The 22,952-nt window shown below is 70.8% G+C and carries 26 protein-coding genes; 16 read left to right on the forward strand and 10 right to left on the reverse strand.

Features of this window, described 5'->3' with window-relative positions:
• The first annotated feature begins 24 nt into the window (after positions 1-24).
• The gene (locus KBX71_RS04605) at positions 25-1,458 is read left to right on the forward strand and encodes an aldehyde dehydrogenase (protein ID WP_210816700.1); all 1,434 of its coding nucleotides are present in this window, start codon (positions 25-27) and stop codon (positions 1,456-1,458) included.
• A gap of 70 nt (positions 1,459-1,528) precedes the next feature.
• On the opposite strand, the gene KBX71_RS04610 is transcribed toward KBX71_RS04605, so the two are convergent.
• Complete coding sequence (locus KBX71_RS04610; RefSeq protein ID WP_196927396.1) at positions 1,529-1,930, reverse strand: ChaB family protein; 402 nt, start codon at positions 1,928-1,930, stop codon at positions 1,529-1,531.
• Between the two features lie 176 nt (positions 1,931-2,106).
• Here KBX71_RS04610 and KBX71_RS04615 point away from each other — a divergent pair, with 176 nt between their 5' ends.
• The 4 genes from KBX71_RS04615 (at position 2,107) to KBX71_RS04630 (ending at position 4,488) form a co-directional block, all read left to right on the forward strand.
• Positions 2,107-3,093 carry a YihY/virulence factor BrkB family protein gene (locus KBX71_RS04615; protein WP_210816701.1) on the forward strand — a complete coding sequence of 329 codons (987 nt, stop codon included), beginning with the start codon at positions 2,107-2,109 and terminating at the stop codon, positions 3,091-3,093.
• Positions 3,094-3,194: 101 nt separating this feature from the next.
• The gene (locus tag KBX71_RS04620) at positions 3,195-3,611 is read left to right on the forward strand and encodes a DUF2795 domain-containing protein (protein ID WP_124816596.1); all 417 of its coding nucleotides are present in this window, start codon (positions 3,195-3,197) and stop codon (positions 3,609-3,611) included.
• 54 nt (positions 3,612-3,665) lie between these two features.
• A complete protein-coding gene (locus tag KBX71_RS04625) occupies positions 3,666-4,127 on the forward strand; it encodes an SRPBCC family protein (protein ID WP_210816702.1) in 462 nt (153 codons plus the stop codon).
• 100 nt (positions 4,128-4,227) lie between these two features.
• Positions 4,228-4,488, forward strand: a complete 261-nt coding sequence (locus KBX71_RS04630; protein ID WP_196927399.1) for a hypothetical protein — start codon at positions 4,228-4,230, stop codon at positions 4,486-4,488.
• Here the strand turns inward: KBX71_RS04630 and KBX71_RS04635 are convergent.
• Complete coding sequence (locus KBX71_RS04635; RefSeq protein ID WP_210816703.1) at positions 4,446-5,747, reverse strand: sugar MFS transporter; 1,302 nt, start codon at positions 5,745-5,747, stop codon at positions 4,446-4,448. The two genes, KBX71_RS04630 and KBX71_RS04635, sit on opposite strands and share 43 nt — an antisense overlap.
• A gap of 158 nt (positions 5,748-5,905) precedes the next feature.
• Here KBX71_RS04635 and KBX71_RS04640 point away from each other — a divergent pair, with 158 nt between their 5' ends.
• Positions 5,906-6,115, forward strand: coding sequence for a hypothetical protein (locus KBX71_RS04640; protein ID WP_210816704.1), 210 nt, complete (start codon positions 5,906-5,908; stop codon positions 6,113-6,115).
• Here the strand turns inward: KBX71_RS04640 and KBX71_RS04645 are convergent.
• A complete protein-coding gene (locus KBX71_RS04645) occupies positions 6,112-6,561 on the reverse strand; it encodes a hypothetical protein (protein WP_210816705.1) in 450 nt (149 codons plus the stop codon). The genes KBX71_RS04640 and KBX71_RS04645 overlap by 4 nt on opposite strands.
• Before the next feature lie 163 nt (positions 6,562-6,724).
• Here KBX71_RS04645 and KBX71_RS04650 point away from each other — a divergent pair, with 163 nt between their 5' ends.
• Positions 6,725-7,078, forward strand: a complete 354-nt coding sequence (locus KBX71_RS04650; protein WP_124816584.1) for a DUF6401 family natural product biosynthesis protein — start codon at positions 6,725-6,727, stop codon at positions 7,076-7,078.
• Between the two features lie 85 nt (positions 7,079-7,163).
• On the opposite strand, the gene KBX71_RS04655 is transcribed toward KBX71_RS04650, so the two are convergent.
• Positions 7,164-7,973, reverse strand: a complete 810-nt coding sequence (locus KBX71_RS04655; RefSeq protein ID WP_124816583.1) for a hypothetical protein — start codon at positions 7,971-7,973, stop codon at positions 7,164-7,166.
• Positions 7,974-8,161: 188 nt separating this feature from the next.
• Between KBX71_RS04655 and KBX71_RS04660 the strand changes: the two genes are divergently transcribed.
• The 3 genes from KBX71_RS04660 (at position 8,162) to KBX71_RS04670 (ending at position 12,405) form a co-directional block, all read left to right on the forward strand.
• On the forward strand, positions 8,162-10,300 hold the full coding sequence (locus KBX71_RS04660) for a SpoIIE family protein phosphatase (protein ID WP_210816706.1): 2,139 nt from the start codon (positions 8,162-8,164) through the stop codon (positions 10,298-10,300).
• 25 nt (positions 10,301-10,325) lie between these two features.
• On the forward strand, positions 10,326-11,003 hold the full coding sequence (locus KBX71_RS04665; RefSeq protein WP_210816707.1) for an HAD family hydrolase: 678 nt from the start codon (positions 10,326-10,328) through the stop codon (positions 11,001-11,003).
• A gap of 106 nt (positions 11,004-11,109) precedes the next feature.
• Entirely contained in the window at positions 11,110-12,405 is a 1,296-nt protein-coding gene (locus KBX71_RS04670) for a cation:proton antiporter (RefSeq protein ID WP_210816708.1), read from the forward strand.
• Between the two features lie 10 nt (positions 12,406-12,415).
• Here KBX71_RS04670 and KBX71_RS04675 read toward each other — a convergent pair whose 3' ends face one another.
• From KBX71_RS04675 to KBX71_RS04685, 3 genes are all read right to left on the reverse strand, one after another.
• Positions 12,416-13,375 (reverse strand): NAD(P)/FAD-dependent oxidoreductase, encoded by a 960-nt coding sequence (locus tag KBX71_RS04675; RefSeq protein WP_210816709.1) that lies wholly within the window; start codon positions 13,373-13,375, stop codon positions 12,416-12,418.
• Between the two features lie 119 nt (positions 13,376-13,494).
• A complete protein-coding gene (locus KBX71_RS04680; protein WP_210816710.1) occupies positions 13,495-13,686 on the reverse strand; it encodes a DUF397 domain-containing protein in 192 nt (63 codons plus the stop codon).
• 2 nt (positions 13,687-13,688) lie between these two features.
• Positions 13,689-14,549 (reverse strand): helix-turn-helix transcriptional regulator, encoded by an 861-nt coding sequence (locus KBX71_RS04685; RefSeq protein ID WP_210816711.1) that lies wholly within the window; start codon positions 14,547-14,549, stop codon positions 13,689-13,691.
• Between the two features lie 329 nt (positions 14,550-14,878).
• Between KBX71_RS04685 and KBX71_RS34745 the strand changes: the two genes are divergently transcribed.
• From KBX71_RS34745 to KBX71_RS04710, 6 genes are all read left to right on the forward strand, one after another.
• A complete protein-coding gene (locus KBX71_RS34745; RefSeq protein ID WP_210816712.1) occupies positions 14,879-15,235 on the forward strand; it encodes a hypothetical protein in 357 nt (118 codons plus the stop codon).
• A 131-nt stretch (positions 15,236-15,366) separates the two neighbouring features.
• The gene (locus KBX71_RS04695; RefSeq protein WP_210816713.1) at positions 15,367-15,612 is read left to right on the forward strand and encodes a DUF397 domain-containing protein; all 246 of its coding nucleotides are present in this window, start codon (positions 15,367-15,369) and stop codon (positions 15,610-15,612) included.
• Positions 15,613-15,666: 54 nt separating this feature from the next.
• Complete coding sequence (locus KBX71_RS04700; protein WP_210816714.1) at positions 15,667-16,119, forward strand: hypothetical protein; 453 nt, start codon at positions 15,667-15,669, stop codon at positions 16,117-16,119.
• Positions 16,120-16,140: 21 nt separating this feature from the next.
• Positions 16,141-16,851 carry a JmjC domain-containing protein gene (locus KBX71_RS04705; RefSeq protein ID WP_247682947.1) on the forward strand — a complete coding sequence of 237 codons (711 nt, stop codon included), beginning with the start codon at positions 16,141-16,143 and terminating at the stop codon, positions 16,849-16,851.
• Entirely contained in the window at positions 16,833-17,045 is a 213-nt protein-coding gene (locus tag KBX71_RS33515; RefSeq protein ID WP_247682948.1) for a hypothetical protein, read from the forward strand. Before KBX71_RS04705 ends, KBX71_RS33515 begins: the two co-directional genes overlap by 19 nt.
• A gap of 89 nt (positions 17,046-17,134) precedes the next feature.
• Positions 17,135-17,350, forward strand: a complete 216-nt coding sequence (locus tag KBX71_RS04710) for a DUF3072 domain-containing protein (RefSeq protein WP_210816715.1) — start codon at positions 17,135-17,137, stop codon at positions 17,348-17,350.
• Positions 17,351-17,466: 116 nt separating this feature from the next.
• Here the strand turns inward: KBX71_RS04710 and KBX71_RS04715 are convergent, their stop codons facing one another.
• From KBX71_RS04715 to KBX71_RS04725, 3 genes are all read right to left on the reverse strand, one after another.
• Positions 17,467-17,967, reverse strand: coding sequence for a metallophosphoesterase (locus tag KBX71_RS04715; protein ID WP_210816716.1), 501 nt, complete (start codon positions 17,965-17,967; stop codon positions 17,467-17,469).
• Positions 17,968-18,080: 113 nt separating this feature from the next.
• A complete protein-coding gene (locus KBX71_RS04720) occupies positions 18,081-20,957 on the reverse strand; it encodes a ricin-type beta-trefoil lectin domain protein (protein WP_210816717.1) in 2,877 nt (958 codons plus the stop codon).
• Between the two features lie 152 nt (positions 20,958-21,109).
• A complete protein-coding gene (locus KBX71_RS04725; RefSeq protein ID WP_210816718.1) occupies positions 21,110-22,939 on the reverse strand; it encodes a glycoside hydrolase family 15 protein in 1,830 nt (609 codons plus the stop codon).
• Between the last annotated feature and the right edge of the window lie 13 nt (positions 22,940-22,952).

Below are 22,952 nucleotides of genomic sequence, written 5' to 3' on the forward strand. Positions count from 1 at the left end.
CGGGGCCGGGGCATCCAGCGCCGCATGTACACGGTTGCGCAGCTGGTGGGCGGGGTGTGGGGTGCGGGCGGCGACGGCGGCGAACTGGTCGTGCGTGACCCGGCGGACGACACGCCGGTGAGCACGGTGCCGGTGGCCACGGCCGACGAGGTGGGCAAGGCGACCCAGGCGGCCCGCAACGCGGCGGCCCAGTGGGCGGCGACCGCGCCGGCCGAACGGGCGGCGGCGCTGCACCGGGCCGCGGACGCGGTGGCGGCGGTCATCGACGAGTTGGCGGCGGCGGTCACCGCGGAGATGGGCAAGCCGTTGGCGGACGCCCGCGGCGGCGTCGAGGCGGGGATCGGCACCCTACGACAGTATGCGGAGCTGGCACCGCTGCGCGGTGGGCGCACGCTGAACGGCGAAGCCGACGCGCTGGACTTCCTGACCCCGCAGCCCCGCGGGGTGGTCGCGGCGATCACCCCCTGGAACGACCCGGTCGCGGTCTCCTGCGGGCTGCTCGGCGCGGCCCTGGTGACCGGCAACGTGGTGCTCTACAAGCCGAGCGAACGAACACCGGCGACCGGCTGGCTGCTGGCCAGAGCACTGGATCAGGCGCTGCCGGCCGGCGTGTTGTCGCTGCTCACCGGCGGCCCGGAGGTGGGCGCCGCGCTGGCGGCGCAGGAGGTCGACGTGGTGGCGCACGTGGGTTCCACAGCGACCGGGCGGGCGATCGCCGCCGCTGCGGCCCGCACCGGCGCGAAGGTGCTCCTGGAGAACGGGGGCAGCGACCCGTTGATCGTGGACGCGGGCGTCGACCCGGAGTGGGCGGCGGAGCAGGCCGCGCTCGGGGCGTTCGCCAACGCCGGGCAGATCTGCGTGGCGGTGGAGCGGCTCTACGTGCACCGGGAGGTGGCCGACGACTTCGTGGCCGCACTGGTACGACGCGCCGAAGCGCTGCGGCTCGGGCCGGGCCGGGACCCGGGCACCGAGCTGGGCCCGCTTGTCGACCGCCGGCACCGGGACCACGTGCACGGGCAGGTGGCGGCAGCGGTGGCGGACGGCGCACGGGTGCGGGTGGGCGGTGAGGTGCCGGACGGACCGGGGGCGTTCTACCCGGCCACCGTCGTCACGGACTGCCGCCACGACATGTCACTGGTCCGGGAGGAGACCTTCGGGCCGGTCGCCCCGGTGGTGGTCGTCGACTCGTTCGACGAGGCGCTGCGCTGCGCGGCGGATTCCCCGTACGGGCTGGCCGCGACCGTGTTGACCCGTTCGATGAGTCACGCGCAGCGGGCCTGGCGGGAGCTTCCGGTCGGCACCGTCAAGGTCAACGCGGTGTTCGGGGGTGCGCCGGGTGGGGCCGCGCATCCGCGCCGGGCCAGCGGGCAGGGCTTCGGGTACGGCCCGGAGCTACTGGACGAGTTCACCGCGACGAAGGCGGTGCACATCGAGGCGCCGGGCGGCGGGCACTGGTGAACAGTGCGGGCGGACGCAGGGGTGGCGCGTCCGCCCGCACCGCGTCGGCTCTGTTCCGGTGCGACGGCGATCAGTCGCCGCGGGCCTTGCGGGTGGCGCGGTCGTTGGCCTTCTCGATGGCCGTGACCAGCTCCGGTTTGGTCATGCCGGACCGGCCGGGTACGTCGAGTTTGCGGGCCACCGACATCAGGTGGTCCTTTGTGGCGTTGGCGTCCACGCCGCCCGCCGTGGGGGCGCGTCGTTCCGGCCCGCCACCGGCGGCCTGCTGGTCGCTGGGGCCCTTGCGGCCCTTCGGCTCCCAGTGGTCGCCCACCTTCTCGAACTGGTGCTTCACCGCGGCGAAGGCGGTGCGGTGCGACCGCTCCCCCTCGCCGTAGGTCTCCACCGCGGAGTCGTGCGTCTTCTCCCACGTGCGCTGCGCCTTGTCCGGGGAGCGCCGCAGCGTGCTGGGCAGGTCCTCGCGCCCGGGCATCTCGTCCTCCTCCGTGTCGACGGGGTTCCTGTGACCGTTCCCCCGTGACGTGGCGGCAAACCATAGCGGCGCCGGCCGGGCGCTGGGTGGGTTTGTCGATTTCAGCATCCGGGTACCGCCGGGCCAGGCCAGACCGGACGACCGGTCATCCGGCGGCCGGGGCGCAGGGAGCGGGCATGACGACCACGGAGCCCGGTACGACGCTCGACGGCACACCGGGCACTCGGGTGCCCCGACGGATGCGGCAGCTGAGCTGGCGAACCTGGCGCGGGGTGCTGGTTCGCAGCGTGCAGAACTTCGTCAACGACAACTGCTCCGACTGGGCCGCCGCGCTCACCTACTACGGGGTCCTGGCGCTCTTTCCGTCCGCCATCGTGGTGGTGGCCCTGGTCGGCCTGGTCTCCAGTGGCGAGCAGACCGTCGACACCGTTGTCGACCTCGCCAACCAGGTGGGCGCCGGGGCGGTGCTGACCGACGACGAGAACGGCGTGATCGGGGTGATCCGGACGGTGGTGCTCGACCAGAGCAACCCCGAGCTGCTGCTCAGCTTCGGCCTGGCCGGCGCGCTCTGGTCCGCGTCGGGCTTCATCGGCGCGTTCACCCGGGCCTCCAACGCCATCTACGGGGTGACCGAGGGCCGCCCGGTCTGGAAACTTCGGCCGCTGCAGATCGGCCTTGCGGCGATCACGCTGGTGCTGCTCGCGGTGGTCGCCCTCGGCCTGATCGTCAGCGGGCCGGTCACCGACGCGGTCGGCGACCTGATCAACGCCGGCGGCCTGGCCCGCACGACCTGGAGCGTGGCGAAGTGGCCGGTCCTCGCCATGATCATGATGGCGCTGCTGTCCCTGCTGTTCTGGATCGCGCCGAACGTGCGCCAGCCCCGGTTCCGCTGGCTCACCCCGGGCGGCGGGGTGGCACTGGCCTCCTGGACGGCGGCCTCCTTCGGCTTCGGCCTCTACGTGGCCAACTTCGGCTCGTACGACACCACCTACGGCAGCCTCGGCGCGGCCATCGCGTTCCTGGTCTGGCTCTACCTGTCCAACTCGGCGCTGATGCTGGGTGTGCAGATCAACGCCGAGGTGCAGCGCGGGCGGCAGTTGCAGGCCGGCGACCCGGACCCGGAGGAGCCGGTGCTGCCGCCGCGCAGGCCGGCCGACGACTGAGCCCCCGTTCCGGCCCGGATGTCCGGTCCGCGGCCGGGCCGAGGGCCGGTTCGTGGCCCGGTGCCGGTTTATCGGGTGGGGTGCCGGGTAGCGCAGAAGGCATGGAGCGTGGCAACAGCAAGCACGGACCGAGGATCGACGAACAGATGAGTCAGGAGGTCAGCGGCCTCGTACAGGGGCCGGGGACCGGTGGCTCTCGGGTCGACGAGTCGCGGGTGCCGGAACCGGCTGGCGAGGACCAGCCGGAGACGACCACCGCCCCGGCCGGCGACCTGCGCACCGGCACCCCACAGGGCATGAGCTCCACGGATGTCGAGCAGCGCAGCCGGCTCGGCCGGTTCATCTCGATGAGCGCGCTGCCGGGCGACCGTCTGGTGCTCATCGCCAGCGCCCGTGAGAACGAGGCGCCGGACGACATCGTTCGGGCGCTGGAACGGCTGCCCGAGGGCACCGTCTACCAGACGGTGTCCGAGGTGTGGGCGGCGCTGGGCAACAAGAACGAGACAACTCGCTGGTGAGCAGGATCGCCCCCCGATCCGGCAATCCGCCAGCGGCTGAAGGAGGTTCCCCAAATGAGTGGCGTTACCGAACATGTGGACGTGTCCGTGCCCGTACGCACCGCATACGACCAGTGGACGCAGTTCGAGGAGTTCCCCGAGTTCATGGAGGGCGTGCAGGAGGTCCGGCAGCTCTCCGAAACGATGACCCACTGGACTGTGGACATCGCCGGGGTGAAGCGCGAGTTCGACGCCGAGATCACCGAACAGCTCCCCGACGAGCGGGTCGCCTGGCGTTCCACCGGCGGCACCCAGCAGGCCGGCGTGGTGACCTTCCACCGACTGGATCAGGACAAGACCCGGGTCACCCTGCAACTCGAGTTCGAGCCGCACGGTGTGGTCGAGCAGGCCGGCGACAAGCTCGGCATCGTCGACCGGCGAGCCAAGGGCGACCTGGAACGGTTCAAGACCTACATCGAGCGGCGTGGCCAGGAGACCGGCGCCTGGCGCGGGCAGGTGGACCGTCCGCAGCCGTGACCCTGAGCAGTTGGTTACCCGAGATGGCCGCCGGGATCCCGGCGGCCATCGCCGTGTCCGAGCCCGTTTGCGATCATCGGGCCCGGGTACGGCTGTAGGTATGACCGACGACAACATCAGGGTGTGGCGGGACGAGGAACGGCTTCCGTTGGAGGAGTTGGAGCGCGCCGTGTCGGGCTCCAGCCTCGACGGGCAGGCCGACGACGTGACGGGCAACGACGCTGGTGAGGAGGCCACGTTCGGGCACGGCCCGGCCGCGTCGGACCGCGACGGGGCGGTCCGGGGCAACAGCCGGGAGGACACCGACCCGCAGCGCGCCTACCGCCCGTCCACCACCGGCCGCACCGGACCGGACGTCTGACCCTCGTTCCCCGGCTGGGCGGGCAGCACCGGCACGGAGGGCCCGGCGGTGGGTCGACGGGCACCCCACTCGTAGAGCCCGATCAGCGCCAGCGCGAGCACCAGCAGGGCCGAGCCCAGCACCTGCACCGACGTGTTACCGATCAGCACGCCCAGCCCGGCCGGGACGAGCGCCGCACCGACGCCCGAAGCGCCGATCTGCAGCCCGATGGCCCGGTCCGCGTGCTGGGCGCCGACCCGGTCGGCGGTGGTCAGGGTGAGCAGCGGAAACACCGGGGCGGCGGCGAAACCGACAACGACCAGGCCGAGCACCGCCAGGACGGCCGGCCCGGGAACGGCGATCAGCGCCGCGCCCACGGCCATTCCGGCCAGGCTGACGCGCAGCACCAGCCCCGCCCCGAGGCGCTCGGCCACCAGACCCTGCACGATGCGGCCGACGAAGAGGCTGCCCCAGTACGCGGAGACGCAGCCGCCGGCCAGCGCCGCGCTGAGCCCGCGCCCCTCGGTCAGCAGCAGGAACGCCCACAGCCCGGCGGACACCTCGATCGCCACGTACAACGCGAAAGCGAGTGTCCCCGACCAGACCGCCGACAGCCGCAGCGTGTCCAGAACCGGAACCCGGACTGCCGGGGCGGCGGGTCCGGTCTGGACGGCGACGCCCGCCTCGGCGCTCACTGCGGTGCTGGCCGGGACGTCACGGTGCCAGGCCCGCACGGTGAGCACGAACGCGATGGCGAGGACGAGTTGGGCGGCGGCCACGATGCCGTACCCCCAGCGCCAGGCGAGACCGGCGCTCAGCGCCGCGGTCATGATCAGTGGACCGATGGCCACGCCGAGGCCGAAGAAGGCGTGCAGCCAGTTCATGTGGCGGGCCCCGAAGGCCCCGGCGGCGTACGCGTTGAGACCCGAGTCGACCGCGCCGGAGCCGAGCCCGAGCAGCAGCGCACAGCCCACCAGCACCGCCAGCACCGGGCTCACCGCGTAGCCGGTCAGCGCCAGGCTGGCCAGCAGGGTGCTGCCGGCCAGGAGGACGCCCACGCCGACCCGGGCCAGGGTGAAGCCGGCCAGCACGCTGGAGGTGAGGTAGCCGACGGTGCCGGCGGTGAGCACCCATCCGACGGCCTCGGTCGGCACGTCGAAGTCGCCCCGGATCGAGGGCCAGCCCACGCCGAGCAGGCCGTCGGGCAGACCGAGACTGACGAACCCGAGGTAGGCCAGCAGGAGCAGCGAGGCGCGGGGACGCGCGGGCGCGGTGGACACGAGTCACCATCCTGCCGCAACCGCACCCTAGCGGCGTCGGCACCCGCTCGCTCGCCGCCCGAAGAAGCCGTGCCCGTACGGTCGAGAAATCGGACAGCTCATCCAGAATCGGCCGATCGGAGGACGGCAAGCCGGCGGGTTCGCGTAAGAATTTCGGGATGCATCAAGGCTCTGGAATCCTCTCCACGCGTCAGCGCCGGTTCGCCTGGCTCGGCTTCCTGCTCGCCGCGCTCCAGGCACCCGTGTCCGCCTGGTTCGTCACCGACGAGTCGTGGCTGTTCAGCCTGTGCGTCGCGCTGATGGTGGCCACCGTGATCATCGCTGACGACGCGGCCCGGCGACGCCCGGCCGACGCGACAAGCGACTAGCCTCCGCCGCCCGGCCGGGCCTCGTGGCCCGGCCGACCCCGGCTCCGACGACGTTCCTTCATCTCCGCCTCGTAGAGGTGGCGCCGCCCGCCCACCAGCTCGTCGCGGGCCTGCTGGTCCACCTCCCGAAACAGCGCGTGGTAGCCGTCGTCGAACTCCTCGACGATCTGGAACGTCCACCGTCCGGCGATGGCGTTGCGGCCGCGCAGCTCCGTGGCGATCCGGTCCGCGAGGTGCGGATGCCCGGCAGCGCCAAACTGCTCCACCACGTCGTCGAGCATCAGGTCGGCACGGCCGATCAACTGGTGCATCGAGTAGAGGTGCCCCCGGGCCCGCTCCACACACTCCAGCGCCTCGCTGAGCTTGCCGAGCGCGACTACCGTAGCGTCGCTGACCCCGTCCGGCCGCCGGTGCCACTCGTCGGGTCCGTCCACCTGCTGCCCCATCCGTGCCTCCCTGCCGTGTGCCGTCATCCGTGGGTGGTTCTCCTGCTGCCCCGTCTGTGCCGGATCAATCCCCGAGGTCAGCGGCGATCACCGCAGTGGCGCAGCCGACATCCACCGAGCGGACGAGGTCGCCCCGGTCACCCGTCGGTTAGCCTCGGTCACCATGCGTGTGTCCTTCAACCGGGTCGCCTCCCGTACCGCCGTCGACTCGGCGCGGTCCACCCTGGCCGCCCTCACCGTCTCCGTGGGCACTCTGGGGCTCGCCGCCGCCGCCGCACGACCGGGGCTGCTGGCCCTCGTCGACCAGCACGCGGCGGCCGTCCGGGACAGCCTCGACGGGGACCGCACGCCGCTGACCTCCGCCGCGCTCGCCGGCTACGCCGAGGGGGTACGCGCCGCCGCCCTGGAGCACGGGTGGACGCCGCCCAACGGGCCGGTGGACTGGAGCCACCCGGAGTGGCTGCTCACCCGCCTGGTCGCGGTCTGCGCGCTGGCTCGCGCACTCGACCGGCACTGACACTCGACCGGCGCTGACACGCGAGGGGAGGGCACCCCGCGCGGTACGCGGAACACCCTCCCCATCGTCGTGCCGTTACGCCCCGCTACGAGCGGTACTGCTGGGCTTCGTCCACCCGAGGCATGGCCTGGGTGCGGTCACCCCCGCGGTCGGCCATCTGCCGCTCCACGTCGCTACGCCCGGCCGCGTTGGCCTGACGCTGCTGCTGCACCGCCCGAGCCTCCCGGGCCGCCCGGTCCAGCCAGCCGTCCCAGCGGTTCTGCATCGGCTTCACGAGACCACCGCCGACGCCGACGATCAGGATGCCGGCCACCGTGGCGAGCACCGCGATCAGCACCGGAGTCGTCACCGTGGTGGCGATACCCACCTGGTTCAGGGCGGCGATCACACCGAGCGCGATGATGAAGATCGCCGTCAGGTCGGCCAGGACCTTGCCGTACGAGAGCCCTCCCAGCGCCCCGGTGACCAGATCCCGCACAGCGTTGGCGATCGCGGCCGCCACCACCACGATGACGATCGCGATGAACGCGCGCGGCAGCCAGGACACCACGCCGCTGATCAGGTCACTGATCGCGTTGGGCCCCCAGACTCCGAAGGCGAACTGCAGCGTGAACAGCAGTACGGCGTAGTACGCCAGTCTGGCCAGAATGTCGCTGGCGTCGTACTTCGTTCTCTCCAGGGCCCGTTTGATGCCGCCGCGTTCGACCGCCTGGTCGAAACGCACCCGTTCCAGCACCGTATCCACGATCTTGAGGACGGCTCTGGCGATGAGCCAGCCGACCACGAGGATGACGATGAAGGCCACTGCCTTCGGGATGAAGAGCAGCACCGACCTCCAGGTGTCGGCGATGGCATCGCCGATGTCGGCCTGCCGGACCGCGAGGGTTTTCAGCATGATGTCCCTCCTGTCGCATGGACTGCGCCGGGCGCATACCCGGCAACCGGTCCGGCAGTCCGCGCAGCGCGCGGCGTTTTTTGCGACAGACCTCCGGACAGGGGCCCTGAACTGCCCGAACGGCCGCCGTGACGCGGCCCGCCGCCGTGGTCGGAGGCCTTTCCCGATGGGCCGACTAGGCTGCGAACATGCCAGGAACGGTCGGGCGGGTCCCCACTCCAGCAACTCCGGGCCCGGGCGCACCCACCGGGTCCGGCCCGGCCGTCGGCGTGCGGGCCCACGACTGGGCCGAGACGCCGCTGGGGCCCGCCGACGGGTGGGACGTCACCATGCGCGCCGTGGTGGAGCTGATCCTCGCCTCGCCGATGCCGATGGCCCTGGCGTACGGCGACGACCTCGTCCTGCTCTACAACGCCGGCTACGCCGAGCTGCTCGGCACCAAACACCCGAGCGCCCTCGGCCGCCCGGCCGCCGAGGTGTTCGCGGAGATCTGGGCGCTGCCCGGCGTCGGTGCGGTGATCGAGCGCTGTTACCGGCAGGGCGTGCCCTTCCTGGAGAAGGAATCCACCCTGCCGCTGGTCCGCGGGCACTCCGCGACTGTGGAGCAGGCGGTCTTCACCCGGGGCTACTCGCCGGTGCGCGACAGCGCCGGGCAGATCGTCGGTGTGTTGACTGTCGCGGCCGAGACCACTCACGTCACCGAGCAGTTGCAGAGCCTCAGCGAGGTGGCCGCGGCGCTCGCCGGCACCCTCACCCTCGACGACGTGGCCCGGGTGGCGCTGCGGTACGCGATCACCACGTTCGACCCCGACCAGGCCTCGTTCGCTGTCGACGAGGGCGGCGGCGGCTGGCGCATGGTGCGTCGGGTCCGTGGCGAGTTGCTGGACGAGGCCGACGAGCGTCTTCCCCCGCTCTGGCGGCGCGCGCCGGCGGACTGGGCAGCCCCCGTGGTGCAGGCGGCACGCTCCGGCGGCCCGTCGTTCACCCGCGACGGGCAACCACTGCGGGACACCGCAGCGGACCGCCACGACCAGAAGATCCAGGCGATGGCGGCCCTGCCCCTGGGCACCTCGGTGGTGCGCGGCGGGCTGGCGGTCGGCTACCAGGTCCCGCACACCTGGTCACCCGCCGAGCGGGCGCTGCTGGCCGCTTCGGCCGAGCTGATCGGCCAGGCCGCCGAACGGGCCCGCCGGTTCGAGACCCAGCACGGCACGGCCCAACTGTTGCAACGCAGCATGTTGCCGGAACACCTGCCGGATCTGCCCCGGTTGCGGATCGCGGCCCGGTACGACCCGGGCGTGGACGGCAACGCGGCCGGCGGCGACTTCTACGACGCGTTCCTGCTGCCCAACGGCTCGCTCGGCGTGGTGCTGGGCGACGTCGCCGGGCACGACGTACAGGCCGCCGCGCGGATGGGACAGGTCCGGGCCGCGCTGCGCGCCCTGGCCCTGGCCGACCCGACGCCCGACGCGGTCCTGGCCGGCCTGGACCGGCTGGTGACCAGCCTCGGCGCGGAGGCCGGCACACACGAGTTGTTCGTCACCGTGGCGTTCGGGGTGATCGACGCGGAGCGGCGGGAGCTGACCCTGTCCAGCGCCGGCCATCCCGCGCCGCTGATCCGCCGTGGCGACCCGGATGGTCGGTTTCACGCCGAGTACGTCGACGTCCCGGCCGGACCGCCGCTGGGGCTGGGCGTTCGACCGGGCACCACGACTGTCGCGTTCCGTCCCGGTGACACGTTGCTGCTGTTCAGCGACGGGGTGGTGGAGCGTCGCCGGCAGAGCCTGAGCGCCGGGCTGGCGACCCTGAGCGACGCCATCGCCAAGGCCGGCAGTGGCGACCCGCGCGCGCTGTGCGCGGTGGCCACCGCGGCGGTCCCCGGCGGCACCGAGGACGACGTGGCCGTGCTCGCGGTCGAGCACGCCCTCAAACCGAGTCGTTCGGCGAGCATGGAGGTGCCCGCCGAGCCGACCGCGCCCAGCCGGGTCCGGCACTGGCTGACCGGTCAGCTCACCGAGTGGCAGGTGCCCGAGTCGGTGATCGGGGCGGCGGTCCTCTGCACCAGCGAGCTGACCACCAACGCGTTGCTGCACGCCGGCACGGCCGCCCGGGTGGAGATCGACCTCAGCGCTGAGCGGCTGCTCGTCTCGGTCGCGGATTCCGGCACCCGGGGCACCGTGACCCGGGCCCGTACCGACACGTTGAGCAGTCGTGGGCGCGGCCTCGGCCTGATCGAGGAGCTCAGCGACGCCTGGGGCACCGACCCGTCGGTCCGGGGCTCCACGGTCTGGTTCGAGATCCTGACGCCGCCGGCCGCGCATCCCTGAGCCGCCCGAGGGTAGGAGGACGCCCATGGCTACCGACCGGCCCGCCGGGGTCCTCTTCGATGTCGACGGCACCCTGGTCGACACCACCTACCTGCACACGGTGAGTTGGTGGGAGGCGTTACGGCAGACCGAGCAGCCGGTGCCGATGGCGGTGGTGCACCGCTCGATCGGGATGGGGTCGGACAAACTCCTGGACCACCTCCTCGGCCCGGAGCGGGACCGCGACGCCGACTCGAAACTGCGCGACGCGCACGACACCCTCTACGCCGAGTACTGGGAACGGCTCACGCCGCTACCCCGGGCGGCAGACCTGTTGCGCGCCTGCGCCGAGCGGGGCCTGCGGGTGGTGCTCGCCACCTCCGCCTCGGGACCCGAGGTGGCCGCGCTGCGTCAGGCGCTGGCCGCCGATGACGTGATCGACACGGTCACCTCCTCCGCGGACGCCCAGCAGAGCAAGCCGGCACCGGACATCCTGGTCGCCGCGTTGGAGCAGTCCGGGTTGACCGCCGAGCGGGTGGTCTTCGTCGGCGACTCGGTGTGGGACGTCGCCGCGGCCGGGGCGTTGAACATCCCGTGTGTGGGCCTGACCTGCGGTGGCACCAGCCGTGGCGAGCTCGCCGGCGCGGGTGCCGTGGCGGTGTACGACGACCCGGCCGCGCTGTTGCACGAGTTGGCGGACTCACCGCTCACCCGGCCGCGGTGAGGATCACTCGGGTCCACCGGCACGGGCGCGCATAGCCGGAGCCCTTGCGGGGCAAGGTCTGTCACCACCTGCCCGCGCCGCGCGGGTGCGGCTGGAGGGTGGTGTCGTGGAGCCGGTAGATGTGGCGTTCGCGCTTGTGGGCCTGGGCGCTCTGCTCGCGGGCATCCTGCCGCGGGTGCTGGAGCAGCGCCCGCTGTCCATGCCGATCGCCTTTCTCGCCCTCGGCATGCTGGTGTTCCTGCTGCCGGTCGGGCTGCCGTCACCGGACCCCCTGGCCCATCCGGAGCTGACCACCCACCTCACCGAGATCGGGGTGATCGTCGCGCTGATGGGCGCCGGGCTGAAGATCGACCGGCCGTTGAGTTGGCGGCGGTGGTCGTCCACCTGGCGGCTGCTGGCGATCGCGATGCCCCTGTGCATCGCGGCGGTGGCCCTGCTCGGCTGGTGGTGGGCAGGGCTCGTGCCGGCCGCCGCGCTGTTGTTGGGCGCCGCGCTGGCGCCCACCGATCCGGTGCTCGCCGCCGACGTGCAGGTCGGCGAGCCGACCGACGTGGAGGATTCCGAGGACGAGGTCCGCTTCGCGTTGACCTCCGAGGCCGGCCTCAACGACGGGCTGGCGTTCCCGTTCGTCTACGCCGCCATCGCCATCGCCTCGACCAGCCTCGCCCCGGGCGACTGGTTGGCCGAGTGGTTCGCCGTGGACGTGCTCTGGAAGATCGGCATCGGCGTCGGCGGTGGCCTGCTCATCGGCTGGCTGCTCGGCAAGCTGTTCTTCCGCGCGCCCAGCGAGCTGCGGCTGGCCCGGCACGCCGAGGGCTTCCTGGCGTTGGCCGCCACGTTCCTGGCGTACGGGCTGGTGGAGGTGGTCGGTGGGTACGGCTTCCTGGCGGTGTTCGTGGCCGCCCGGGCCATCCGGGCCGCCGAACGAACCCACGAGTTCCACTCGGTGCTGCACGACTTCGCCGAGCAGGTCGAACGGCTGCTCACCCTGGTGCTGTTGTTGCTGCTCGGCGGCGCGATCGTGGGTGGCCTGCTGGGTCCGCTGACCTGGCCGGCGGCCGCCGTCGGGCTGGCGCTGGTGTTCCTGGTACGGCCACTGATCGGCTGGTTGTCGCTGCGCGGCGCCCCGGGACGCCCGGCCGAGCACTGGGTCATCTCGTTGTTCGGCATTCGCGGCGTCGGCTCGTTCTACTACCTCGCGTTCGCCACCACCAAGGCCGACTTCCCGCAGGCCGAGCTGCTCTGGGCGACCGTCGGGCTGGTGGTGCTCGTCTCCGTCGTGGTGCACGGCATCACGGCGACCCCGGTCATGCAGCTGCTGGACCGGGAGGGCGAGCGGACCTCCGACCCGGCCGAGCGGGACTCCGACGCGCGGCCCGTCGCGGCGGCCGGGCACGCCTGAGGGCGCGCGCTCAGGCCAGGCGGGTGGCCAGGGCACGGCCCAGGTCCCGGCCGGAGCGCCAGGCGCTCTGCACCCGGGGCTTGCCGAACGCGTCGCCGGCCAGGCCGACCCCGTCGGCGTCCAGGTGGTGGGTGGCACCGGCGGCGTCGCTGGTCGGCTTCGCGTACGTCCAGCGGTGCACGTGCACGTCGACGGCCTGCTCGGACAGCCCGAGCAGATCCCGGACGGCCTGCTCGATCGCCGGGCCGGCCCCGGTGGGTTGGGCCAGGTGCCCGGCCGCGAACTCCGGCACGGTATGCGCGACCAGCACCGGCGCACCGTCACCGCGCCGGTCGCCGTCGTCGCAGACGAGGTTGAGGACCGGGTGCTCATTGACGAACGCGCCCCGGAAATCCGCCCAGCGCCGGGTCGGGAAGCGCAGCACCGCGGCCAGAGACGGCGACCAGCGCTGCGCCTGCACGACCCGGGTGGCGTCGGTCAGGGCCGGGTCGAGCAGCAGGGCGGCCTGCGGACCCGGCATGGCCAGGGCGACGGCCGCACACGGCTCCCCGTCCACCACCGGGCCGGGCTCCACGGTGAGTACCAGCCGGTCGACGGTCACCGGCACCGCGCCGGCCAGGTGCTCGACCAACGAGCGCAGCCCACGTGGTGCGGCGAAGCGCATCGGCCCGGGCACCTCGTGGTTACCGCTCCGGTCGTACGCCTGGAAGGTGTCGGTCCACTCGCGGACCAGCCCGGCGGCGCGCCACTGTTCGACCAGGGCGGCGAAGTCCGGGTCGGTGGCGGTGAAGTAGGCGGCGCCGATGTCCGCGGGCCGGCCCTGGAAGCGTTTGCTGGCCATTCGGCCACCGCAGACGTGCCCGCGTTCCCGGACCTGCACCGGCACCCCGGCCCGGGTCAACTCGACAGCACAGGCCACCCCGGCGATCCCCGCCCCGACCACCACGACCTTCGACCGGTCCACCGTCATCCGATGATCGTAGGCGGTGGTCCTGTGCTGGACTTGATCGCCGCTCACGAGGCCGAGGGTCAACCCCTCAACAGCGAAGACCCCTCAGCGCGATGCCGAGGGGTCTTCGCTGCGTTTCGTCAGGCGCGCTTGGCGAAGCCGACAAACGCCTTCCAGGTCTGCGGGTCGAACGTGAGCGCCGGGCCGGACGGGTCCTTGCTGTCCCGAACGCCGACGATGCCGGAGAGGTTGTCAGCCACCTCCACGCACTGCCCGCCGTTGCCTCCACTGCGGCTGCTCTTGCGCCACACGGCCCCGGTTAGGTTACTCATTGCTACATCTCCTTGGCGATCGTGGCTAATAGGTCTGCCGATCGGTTCGCTTCGAGCGACAGACCTTCGAGCGCTCTCCACCTCACAGAGTACGCCGCAACCTCTGCCGGCTTGTCGAGATATAAAGCGCCCGTCAGTGACTCGCTGTAGACGGTCGTGGGCTCGGGGGTGCGGATACCGATCGCTGGAAATTCCAGCATGACGAAACCACCGCCGGTCAAGGCATAGTTGGGCGGCGTGTCCCGGGGCACGATGCGGATGGTCGCAACGTCGGCTGCCACCTGGTTGTGAAGGTGGAGGAGTTGGTCCGCCATGCCGGGGAACGGCCGACGCAGCACTCCTTCGTCCACAATGACCTCCAAGCGCGCCGGCTCCGGCTTCTTTCGCTTGAGGATCCGCTGGCGCTCCATGCGAAGCTCGACCAGGCGTCCGACCTCTCGCTCTGCCAACTCTGGATGCGACCGGAGCAGATGCTCGGCATACTGCCTCGTCTGAAGCAACCCGGGAAGCGAGTCCGGCTCCCAGTGCCGCAGGCGCGAGGCGGCTGATTCCATCCCGACGTACAGCTCGAACCAGGCGGGCAGCGTATCGCCGTAGGCGTGCCACCAGCCATTTGCCTTGGTCTCAGCGGCAAGCGCGATCAGGGCCGATGTCATCTCGGGGGACATGCCGTACAGCGAGCACATGGCCGTCACGTCGCGCGCCTTGACCGCCGATCCGCCGCCCTCGATCCGATACATCGTGGACCTCGACCACTCCAGCGCCTCGCCGGCAGCTTCCAGGGACAAGCCGGCTTCTTCGCGGCCACGCTTCAGATATCGCCCGAGCTGCCTGCGCGGTATGGAAGATCCTGCATGAGTCATGCCGCCCCCTGTCTCAGATTGAAGCGATCCATCCGTCGAGCGTGGGACCAATTCTCGCCGGTTCGTGAGAGTGGGACAGCCACGGTGACATGTGTCAGCGTAAATCATTGCACGAGCGGACTCGACGACAGAGAGTGTCCATAGTGCAGGGCTTACGTAACAGCGAAGGGCCGCGACGGGTCCTGCCGGGGCCGCTCCGCCTCCCCCCGTGGTGGAGCGGCCCCACCCCGAGGATTCGGGGCCCGGGTCGTGGAAGGGGGATGCGGTTCGCGGCCCGGACCCCGTGCAACAGGCCGCCGAGTTGGTGACCCGCAGGCAGGAGATGACGTATGAGCACCCTCAGCACTCAGGCCGTCCCACCCCTCGCCGGCCCGAAGCCAAACCGACCTCGGCCCCATCGCGAGCAGAAGCCGCATACTCCGCTGCGACCGATGTGGTTCTGTCGGGCGGACGGCCAGCAGTGGCCCTGCGCCGAGGCCAGGCTTCAGCTGAGGTTTGAGTTCGAAGACAACATGCCCGGGCTGTCGATCTACCTGGCGGGCATGTTCTACGAGGCGACCAAGGATCTGTACCACCTGAACCCGCACGACGGGCCGACCCCGCGAGAGCTGTACGAGCGCTTCGTCGCGTGGGGGCCGTTCCGCAAACCCGCCGTCGAGCCCCCGGAGACGGACGGCAGCTCATAGGTTCGCTCGATCCCGAGACGCCCGGTCTGGCCGCCTCCCGTGGAAAGCAAACGGCCAGACCGGGGTGAAGGTGCGCCACGGCACGGGGACCGAATCCCCGCACAGCAGTCCACCTGAAAGGAGATCGTCTCATGACGATCGACAGCCCGCTCGACCTGTACTCGGTCGACGCCTCCGGCGTGAACCTGCGGAAGCTCTGCGGCGGCGGCATCACGAACACGATGGAGAGTTGCGTCGCCGCCGCCATCCTGCCCGGCAACCCGGACGCCGTCATCATCGGTGACTCGAAACTGGGGGCCGACTCGCCGACGCTGCGATTCAGCCGCGAGGAACTGAACAACTTCGTCGCCGCGTACCAGGCCAACGAGATCTTCTGATCGTCCAGGGCTGGCCGCGCGCTATGCGCGGCCAGCCCACACCCAGGGGGAACAATGGCGCTGGTGACGCACCACTGGCACGCTTACGATCCGTGGACTGGTCCGCACCAGTTCTTCGGGCGGGAGCACGATCCGGAACGGCGGCCAGGTCCGAGTTCAGGTGACGTCGCAACGGCTGCGTTCATCCGCGCGTCGTCGCCGCCGCTTGAGAACGGCCACTACCTGCTGCGGCGCGACCAGACAGCACGGGAGCGGACATGGACCGACGTGCAGGATGCGCTGAACTGGCTGACTGACAGGTACGCCCAGCATCCGCCCGACCCGACGCTCAGCTACGTGGACCAGGCAGCACGCGTTGAGCATTCACGAGCGGGCCTCGAAGGCGGGAGCGACGCCATCTGGCATTACACCGCGAGCCTGAGCGCCAACAGGGTCGTTGTTTTCGCGGTCATCTGCTGCCCGCATCGCCACCACACCAGGACGCCTTGCCCCCTCCCACCGAACTAACCTTCGACACTGGGAGATCCCATGTCCCTCGACATGATCATCGGTCACGAGGCCGCTGCCGCGGTCCTCGGCAAGTGGCCCGAGCGCCCGTACACACTGAAGCTCCCGCACGACAGCCCGGTCGGACGGGTGGTCAACGCACAGGCGATCCGAGGGTTCCTAGACTCCGGATGCGCGCCGAGCGACTACGTCAACGTCTTCCACAGGGGTGAGGGGCTGCATCCGGCCCGCTTCACCGCTGATGACCGGGTGGCTCCGGCCTCGGTGCAACTCTTGCTCGACCAGGGTTGCACCATCCAGCTCCGCGAGCTGAATCGGTGGTTCCCGCCCTTGAGCGCGATCTGTGCGAGCATCCAGGCGGAAACCGGCTGCCCGGGGTACGTCACGGCCTTCATCACACCGCCCAACCGTCAAGGGCTTGACTACCACTGGGATCAGTACCTCGGGATCGTGGTGCAACTCCAAGGGACGAAGACCTGGGAGCTGTTCGAGCCCAAGGTCGACGCGCCGTATCGCGACCACTCCATGTCGACGAACCTCTGGCAGGACGACTGGGTCAAGCAGTGGCAGAGAGAGGGCCCGGACCAGACGGTCGAGCTGACCCCCGGGGACATTCTCATGCTGCCTCGGGGTTGGGTGCACAATCCGCACTCGCGGAAGTCCGCCGAGGCCAGCGTGCACTTGACCTTCGTGCTGAAGGAGCGCGTGCCGCTGTGGGTCGCCGAGCGTTGATTGGCAGCGCGATCAACGATCGCCGCTTCCGTGCCGTCATCCCGCCTTCAGGGCTTGATCTCACGAAGATGCCGAGAACAGTCGAGGACGTGCGATCGCTGATAATCGACTACCTCGCCGAGCTGGATGTTGAGGAGATGTCGCGGGCAATGCGACGTGCTGCTCAGCAGGAATCCAGTCACGCGACACTGTGACCACCACGCGGCCTGGACCGGCAACCAGGCAGGAATGAACAGCGGAGATCGGGGTACTGGCACACCTGTTCGAAGAGAGGGTGATGACAATGACGGACCGCAGCAACGAGCAGGCCGACCAGAACGCCGCGATCAAGGACCCGGACGAGTGGGTCACCGGCGACGAACCGCCGACGGCGGCACAGGAGTCCTACCTGAACACGCTGGCCCGGGAGGCCCACGCCGACCTCCCGGACGACCTCACCAAGGCCGAGGCGTCCAAGCGCATCGACGAACTCCAGGCCGAAACGGGCCGAGGCCAGTAACCCCTCCGCGATCTTGCGCTTTCTGTCGCGACAAATGTGCACACAAGGTACAAAACAGCGACAGCAAGTGCAAGATCGCGGGGGCGAGGGCGGGCCGCGAGGGCGGGACGGCGGGGTTAGGGGCGGGGCAGGTGGTGTAGGCGTACCTCGGTCAGGGTGCCCTCGTTGATCTCGGCGGTCTGGTAGGTGGCGTGGGGTTGGGAGCGGCGGTCGGTGGGCGAGCCGGGGTTGAGCAGGCGCAGCCCACCGGGCGCCTCGGTGTCCCAGGGGATGTGCGAGTGCCCGAAGACCAGCAGGTCGACGTCGGGAAAGCGGGCCGCACACCGCTTCTCGCGACCGGTCCGTTGCCCGGTCTCGTGCACCACAGCGATCCGCAGACCGTCCAGCGCGACCCGGGCCACCTCCGGCAGCCGGGCGCGCAGCGCCGGGCCGTCATTGTTGCCGTACACCCCGATCAGCCGGCGCGATCGCGCGGTCATGGCGTCGAGCAACGACTCGTCCACCCAGTCGCCGGCGTGCACCACCACGTCGGCCGCCTCGATGGCCGCCCAGAGGGGCCCGGGTAGGTCTCGGGCCCGCTTCGGTACGTGGGTGTCCGCCGTCAGCACCAGCCGCATCCCGACATCCTCCCCCAACCTCACGATCACTTGATGCTGAGTAGCTGTAGGAGCCTTCCCACAACTACTCAGCATCAAGTGATCAAGGATCAACGGAGCCGGTCAGGGGACGGTTACGGCAGGGTCCACCGTTGCGCTCCGGTGCCGTTGCAGGTCCAGATTCGCAGTTGCCGACCGTCGGTGAGATCCGAGTTGGGAATGTCCAGGCAACGCCCGGACTGGGGGTTGCGTAGGCTGCCGTCCGGCTGGGCGGCCCACTGCTGGGCCCCGCTGCCGTTGCAGTCGTAGAGCTGCACGAGCGTGCCGTCGGTGGTGCCGCTCGCCTTCACGTCCAGGCACTTGGCGAGCCCCCGCACCGTGTCGTCGCCGGGCAGGGTCCAGCTCTGCGCGGCGGTGCCGTTGCAGGTCCAGGTCTGCACCCTGGTGCCGTTCGCCGTCTGGCTGGAGGCGATGTCCGCGCACTTGCCGAGGGCCTTGACCACACCGCTGCGCGCCCCGCCGTTGCCGACACCCGGGCCGGTGAAGGTGTAGCTGTCCACGTCCAGCAACGCCCCGCTGCCGCCGGTGACGACCAGGTACAGGTCGTGGGTGCCGTCGTCGGGCGGGGTCACCGTGGCGCTCAGCTCGGTGTAGTTGTCCCAGCCGCCGGTGTTCGGCACCGCGATCCGGGCGACCTCGGTGCCGGTCGGTGAGTCGTACCGGAAGGAGAGGGTGCCCCCGGGGCCGCCGGAGGAGACGCGGGCGCGGACGCCGGTGATTCCCCTGAGGCTCACCGCGTGGTGCCGGACGCTCTCACCGTTCTGGACGTCACCCAACCGCTTGCCGCCCTCGGCCGCCGCCTGGTCGATCACCTTGGGGCCGTTGAGCTGGACGAAGTGCTCGGCCTGCCACTGTTTCGGATAGAGGCTGATCTCCTGCTCGCCGGTGAGTGCCGCCGAGCCGGTCGCGCCGCGATCGGTGTAGCTGCCCCGCAGGACGAAGAACAGCACCGAGTCGGGGCCAGCGTGCACGGGGCCGGTGTTGAAGGTCGCGCCGCAGCCGGTCCCCTCCCCCTCCTCGTGGGCGTGTTCCTGGTGGCCGAGCGCGGCCCGGACGACCACCGCGGAGCAGGCCGGCGTGCCGTCCTGCGGGTCACTGGCCGAGGCGCCCACTGTCAGGTCCTGCCCCCAGTCGAAGAGCCCGCCGGCGGGCAGGCCGGTCAGCGTGACGGTCGGCCGGTTGTTGCCGACCACCACCGACACCAGTGTGGTGGCGCTGCGGCCGGTGCCGTCGTTGACGGTGAGCCGGGCGCTGTAGCTGCCGTTGGCGGAGTACGTGAAGGACGGGTTCGCGGCGGTCGAGTCGGTGCTGCCGTTGTTGGTGAAGTCCCATGCGTACGTCAGCGGGTCGCCGTCCGGGTCCGAGCTGCCGGCGCTGGAGAAGGTCACCGAGAGCGGAGCCAGGCCGTTGTCCCGGTTGATCGTGGCCCTGGCCACCGGCGATCGGCCACCCTGGACGTAGTTGATTTTGTAGAGACCGGCGTCGGCGGCCCCGGAGAAGTAGCCGCTGCCGTACTCCAGCAGGTAGAGCGAGCCGTCCGGGCCGAACTGCCAGTCGATCGGGTGGACGAGCTTCATGCCGGCGAGCACCGGCTCGATCACTGTCGGCGTCCCGGTGGACGGGTTGCCGTTGTCGAACTGGACCTCCTTGATCCAGTTTCGGCAGTACTCGGAGATCAGCCACTTGTTGTCGTAGTAGGCCGGCCACTTCACGTCCGAGACGAGGTTCGGGTCGTAGTGGTAGACCTCGACGTGGTTGGGTGACCCGCACCCGCCCGGGTTGTCCAGCGCTGGCCAGTCCTCACTGCCGCCGTGCTGTTCCCAGACCAGCGCCGGTTTCGTCGCCGGGAGCTGCTGGAGACCGGTGTTGCGGGGGGAGTTGTTGACCGGGCCGGTCGAGCCGCCGCAGGGGAACCAGCCTCGTGGCGTGGCGGTGGCGAAGTCCCAGTCGTTGTAGGCGACGTTGGGGCCGCCGCAGTACGGCCAGCCGTAGTTGCCGGGCCCATTGGCCCGGTTGAACTCGTCGTACGCCGCCGGGCCACGGTTGGCGAGGTCGACGCCGGCATCCGGGCCGACCTCACCCCAGTAGAGGGTGTTGTTCGCGGTGCGGTCCACCCAGATCCGGTACGGGTTGCGCACGCCCATCACGTAGATCTCGGGGCGCGTTCGCGCGGTGCCGGCGGCGAAGAGGTTGCCGGCGGGGACGGTGTAGCTGCCGTCGTTCTCCGGGTGGATCCGGTTGATCTTGCCGCGCAGGTCGTTGGTGTTGCCGGAGGTGCGCTGGGCGTCGTACTGCGCGTTGCGGTTCGTCCGCTCGTCGATCGGGGCCATTCCGGCGGAGTCGCCACCGGAGTTGGTGTTGTCGCCGACGGCGAAGTACAGGTTGCCGGCGGTGTCCCAGCTCATCGAGCCGGCGGAGTGGCAGCAGAGGTCCCGTTCGGTGGGCCACTCGATGAGCACGTCCTCGCTGCCCGCGTCGAGCAGCAGTGTGGACGGGTTGAAGGTGAACCGGCTGATCCGGTTGACCAGTGGGGTGACCTTCGGCGAGTAGAAGAGGTAGACCCAGCGGTTGCTCGCGAAGCTCGGGTGCAGGGTGATGCCGATCAGGCCGTCCTCGAAGCGGGCGTCCAACGCCAGGGTCAGGGCCACAGTGGTGGACCTGGTCGCCGGGTTGTAGAGGCGGACCTGACCACCGGCGCTGCTGGTGCCCCGGTTGATGTAGAAGACCTTGCCGTCGGGGGCGACGGCCAGTTCGATCGGTTCGCCCATGGAGAGACCGCCGTCGAGGGCGACCTTCTCGAAACCGATGGTGGCGGGCGGCGCGAGGGCGGCGGCCTGGGCCGGGGACGCGGCGGCCGGTAGGACGCCTGCCTGCGGGACGAGGCAGAGGGTGACCAGGACGGTGAGCACTGTGGTGGCGCTGACGAGACGTCGGCGCGGTGTGCGGGACACGAGACCTCCAGCTGTCCGGGGGATCTCGGTGCCGCTCCCGCCGACTGGAGGAGCACCGCAGGGTGTCCCGGACATTAACGTCTTTCACTGGAGAGCGATAGAACTTCGCGTCAACAGATGGAAAGTTGTCACTGTCCATACGAAAGTCCGGCTCACCGGCTCACCGGCGAGAAGTACGCCGGGGGCATTCCGCACTGACGCAGCGTCGGGTCCCGCTCAACGTCGGTCAGCACACCGGCGGCGTTGATCAGGCCGATGTGGGAGAACGCCTGGGGGAAGTTGCCCAGTTGCTCCCCGGTCAGCGGGTCGATCTGCTCGGCGAACAGGCCGAGGTCGTTGACCCGCTCCGCCAACCCCCGGAACAACTCGTGCGCCCGGTCCCGCTCACCGGCCAGCGCCAGGCAGCACACCAGCCAGAACGAGCAGATCAGAAACCCCGCCGGGTCGCCGTCCCAGCGCCGCAGCAGGCCGTCGTGGGAGAGCCGCTCCTCCACCTCGCGGATCGTCGAGCGCATCCGCGGGTCGTCGGCCCGCACGAATCCGACGAGCGGCATCACCAACACCGACGCGTCCAGGTCGTCGGACTCGAAACTTCCGGTGTACGACTGGAGCCGCTCGCTCCAGCCCCGTTCGAGGACCTCCGCGCGGACCGCGTCGCGAGCGGCCGCCCAGCGGGCCACGTCCTGCGGCTCGCCGAGCTTGTCACCGAAGCGGACCGCCCGATCCAGGGCGACCCAGCACTGCACCTTCGAGGACACGTGGTGGTGCTGGATGCCGCGCTCCTCCCACATGCCCGCGTCGGGCAACGCCCAGTCCCGTGCGGCCTGGTCGGCGAGCACCCGGAGAACGTGCTGCACCTCAGTGCCCAGTGGCTCCAGCTTGTCGCGCATCAACCAGGCGGCATCCATCGCCTCGCCGAAGATGTCGGTCTGCCGCTGCTGCCACGCGTCGTTGCCGATCACCACCGGTGGGCTGTCGCGGTAGCCGCCGAGCTGTTCCAGGCGGTGCTCGGTCAGGTCCCGCTCGCCCAGCACCCCGTACATGATGGGCACCGGTTTGTCGTCGACACGGCCCATCGCCCGGCCCAACCAGGCGAACTGCCGCTGCACCTCGTCCAGGCACGCCGTCCGCCACAGTGCCCGCAGGGTCAGGCTGAAGTCACGCACCCAGACGTAGCGGTAGTCGTAGTTACGGTCCCCGCCTAGTTTTTCCGGCAGCGAGGTGGTCACCGAGGCCACCACCGCGCCGCTCGGCCGGTACGTCATGCCCTGCACCACAAGCCGACTGCGCCGCACCTGCTCGGGGTAGAGCCCGTCGTATGGGTGTTGGGCCGACCAGGAATGCCAGCCGGCGACGGTGTCGGCGATGGTCTGGTCGGCGTCCGGCACCTCGGGCAGTTGAGCGTCGTAGGTCGGGGCGTACCCGAGGGTGAAGTTGTGTTTCGTGCCGGCGCGGGCGGTGAACGCCCCGGTGGCCTCGCCGTCGCCGGCGGTCAACCGCACGCTGCCGCGCAGGGTGAGCCGGGCGGCCCCGGCGATGGCCTCCAGCATGTCCTCGTGCTCGATCAGGTACGCGATGGTGCGGCCGTACTCGAAGCGCGGCCGGTACTGCACCCGCATCGGCACCGAGCCGGACAGCCCCTCCACCGAACGGACCAGCACCTGCGGCGAGTGCAGGCCGATGTCGTGACCACGCGAGCCGGGCTCGAAGGCGAGCGCGTCGGTCAGCGCGACCTCTCCCTGCGCGGTACGGAAGACCGTCCGCAGCACCAGGGTGTCCTCGAGATAGCAGCGTTCGACCCGGTAGTCGCCTTCGGGCTGGATCGACCAGTGCCCGGCGTTGTCGTCGAGCAACCGCCCGAACACCGACGGGGCGTCGTACCGGCCCGGGCACCACCAGTTCACCGAGCCCGAGGCGTCCACCAGCGCCGCGCTGCGGCCGTCGGCGAGGAAACCGTAGTCGCTGATCTGTCCGCTCTCCACCTGACTGGCTACC

This window comes from Micromonospora sp. D93 (assembly GCF_018070365.1).
Taxonomy (GTDB): Bacteria; Actinomycetota; Actinomycetes; order Mycobacteriales; family Micromonosporaceae; genus Micromonospora; species Micromonospora ureilytica.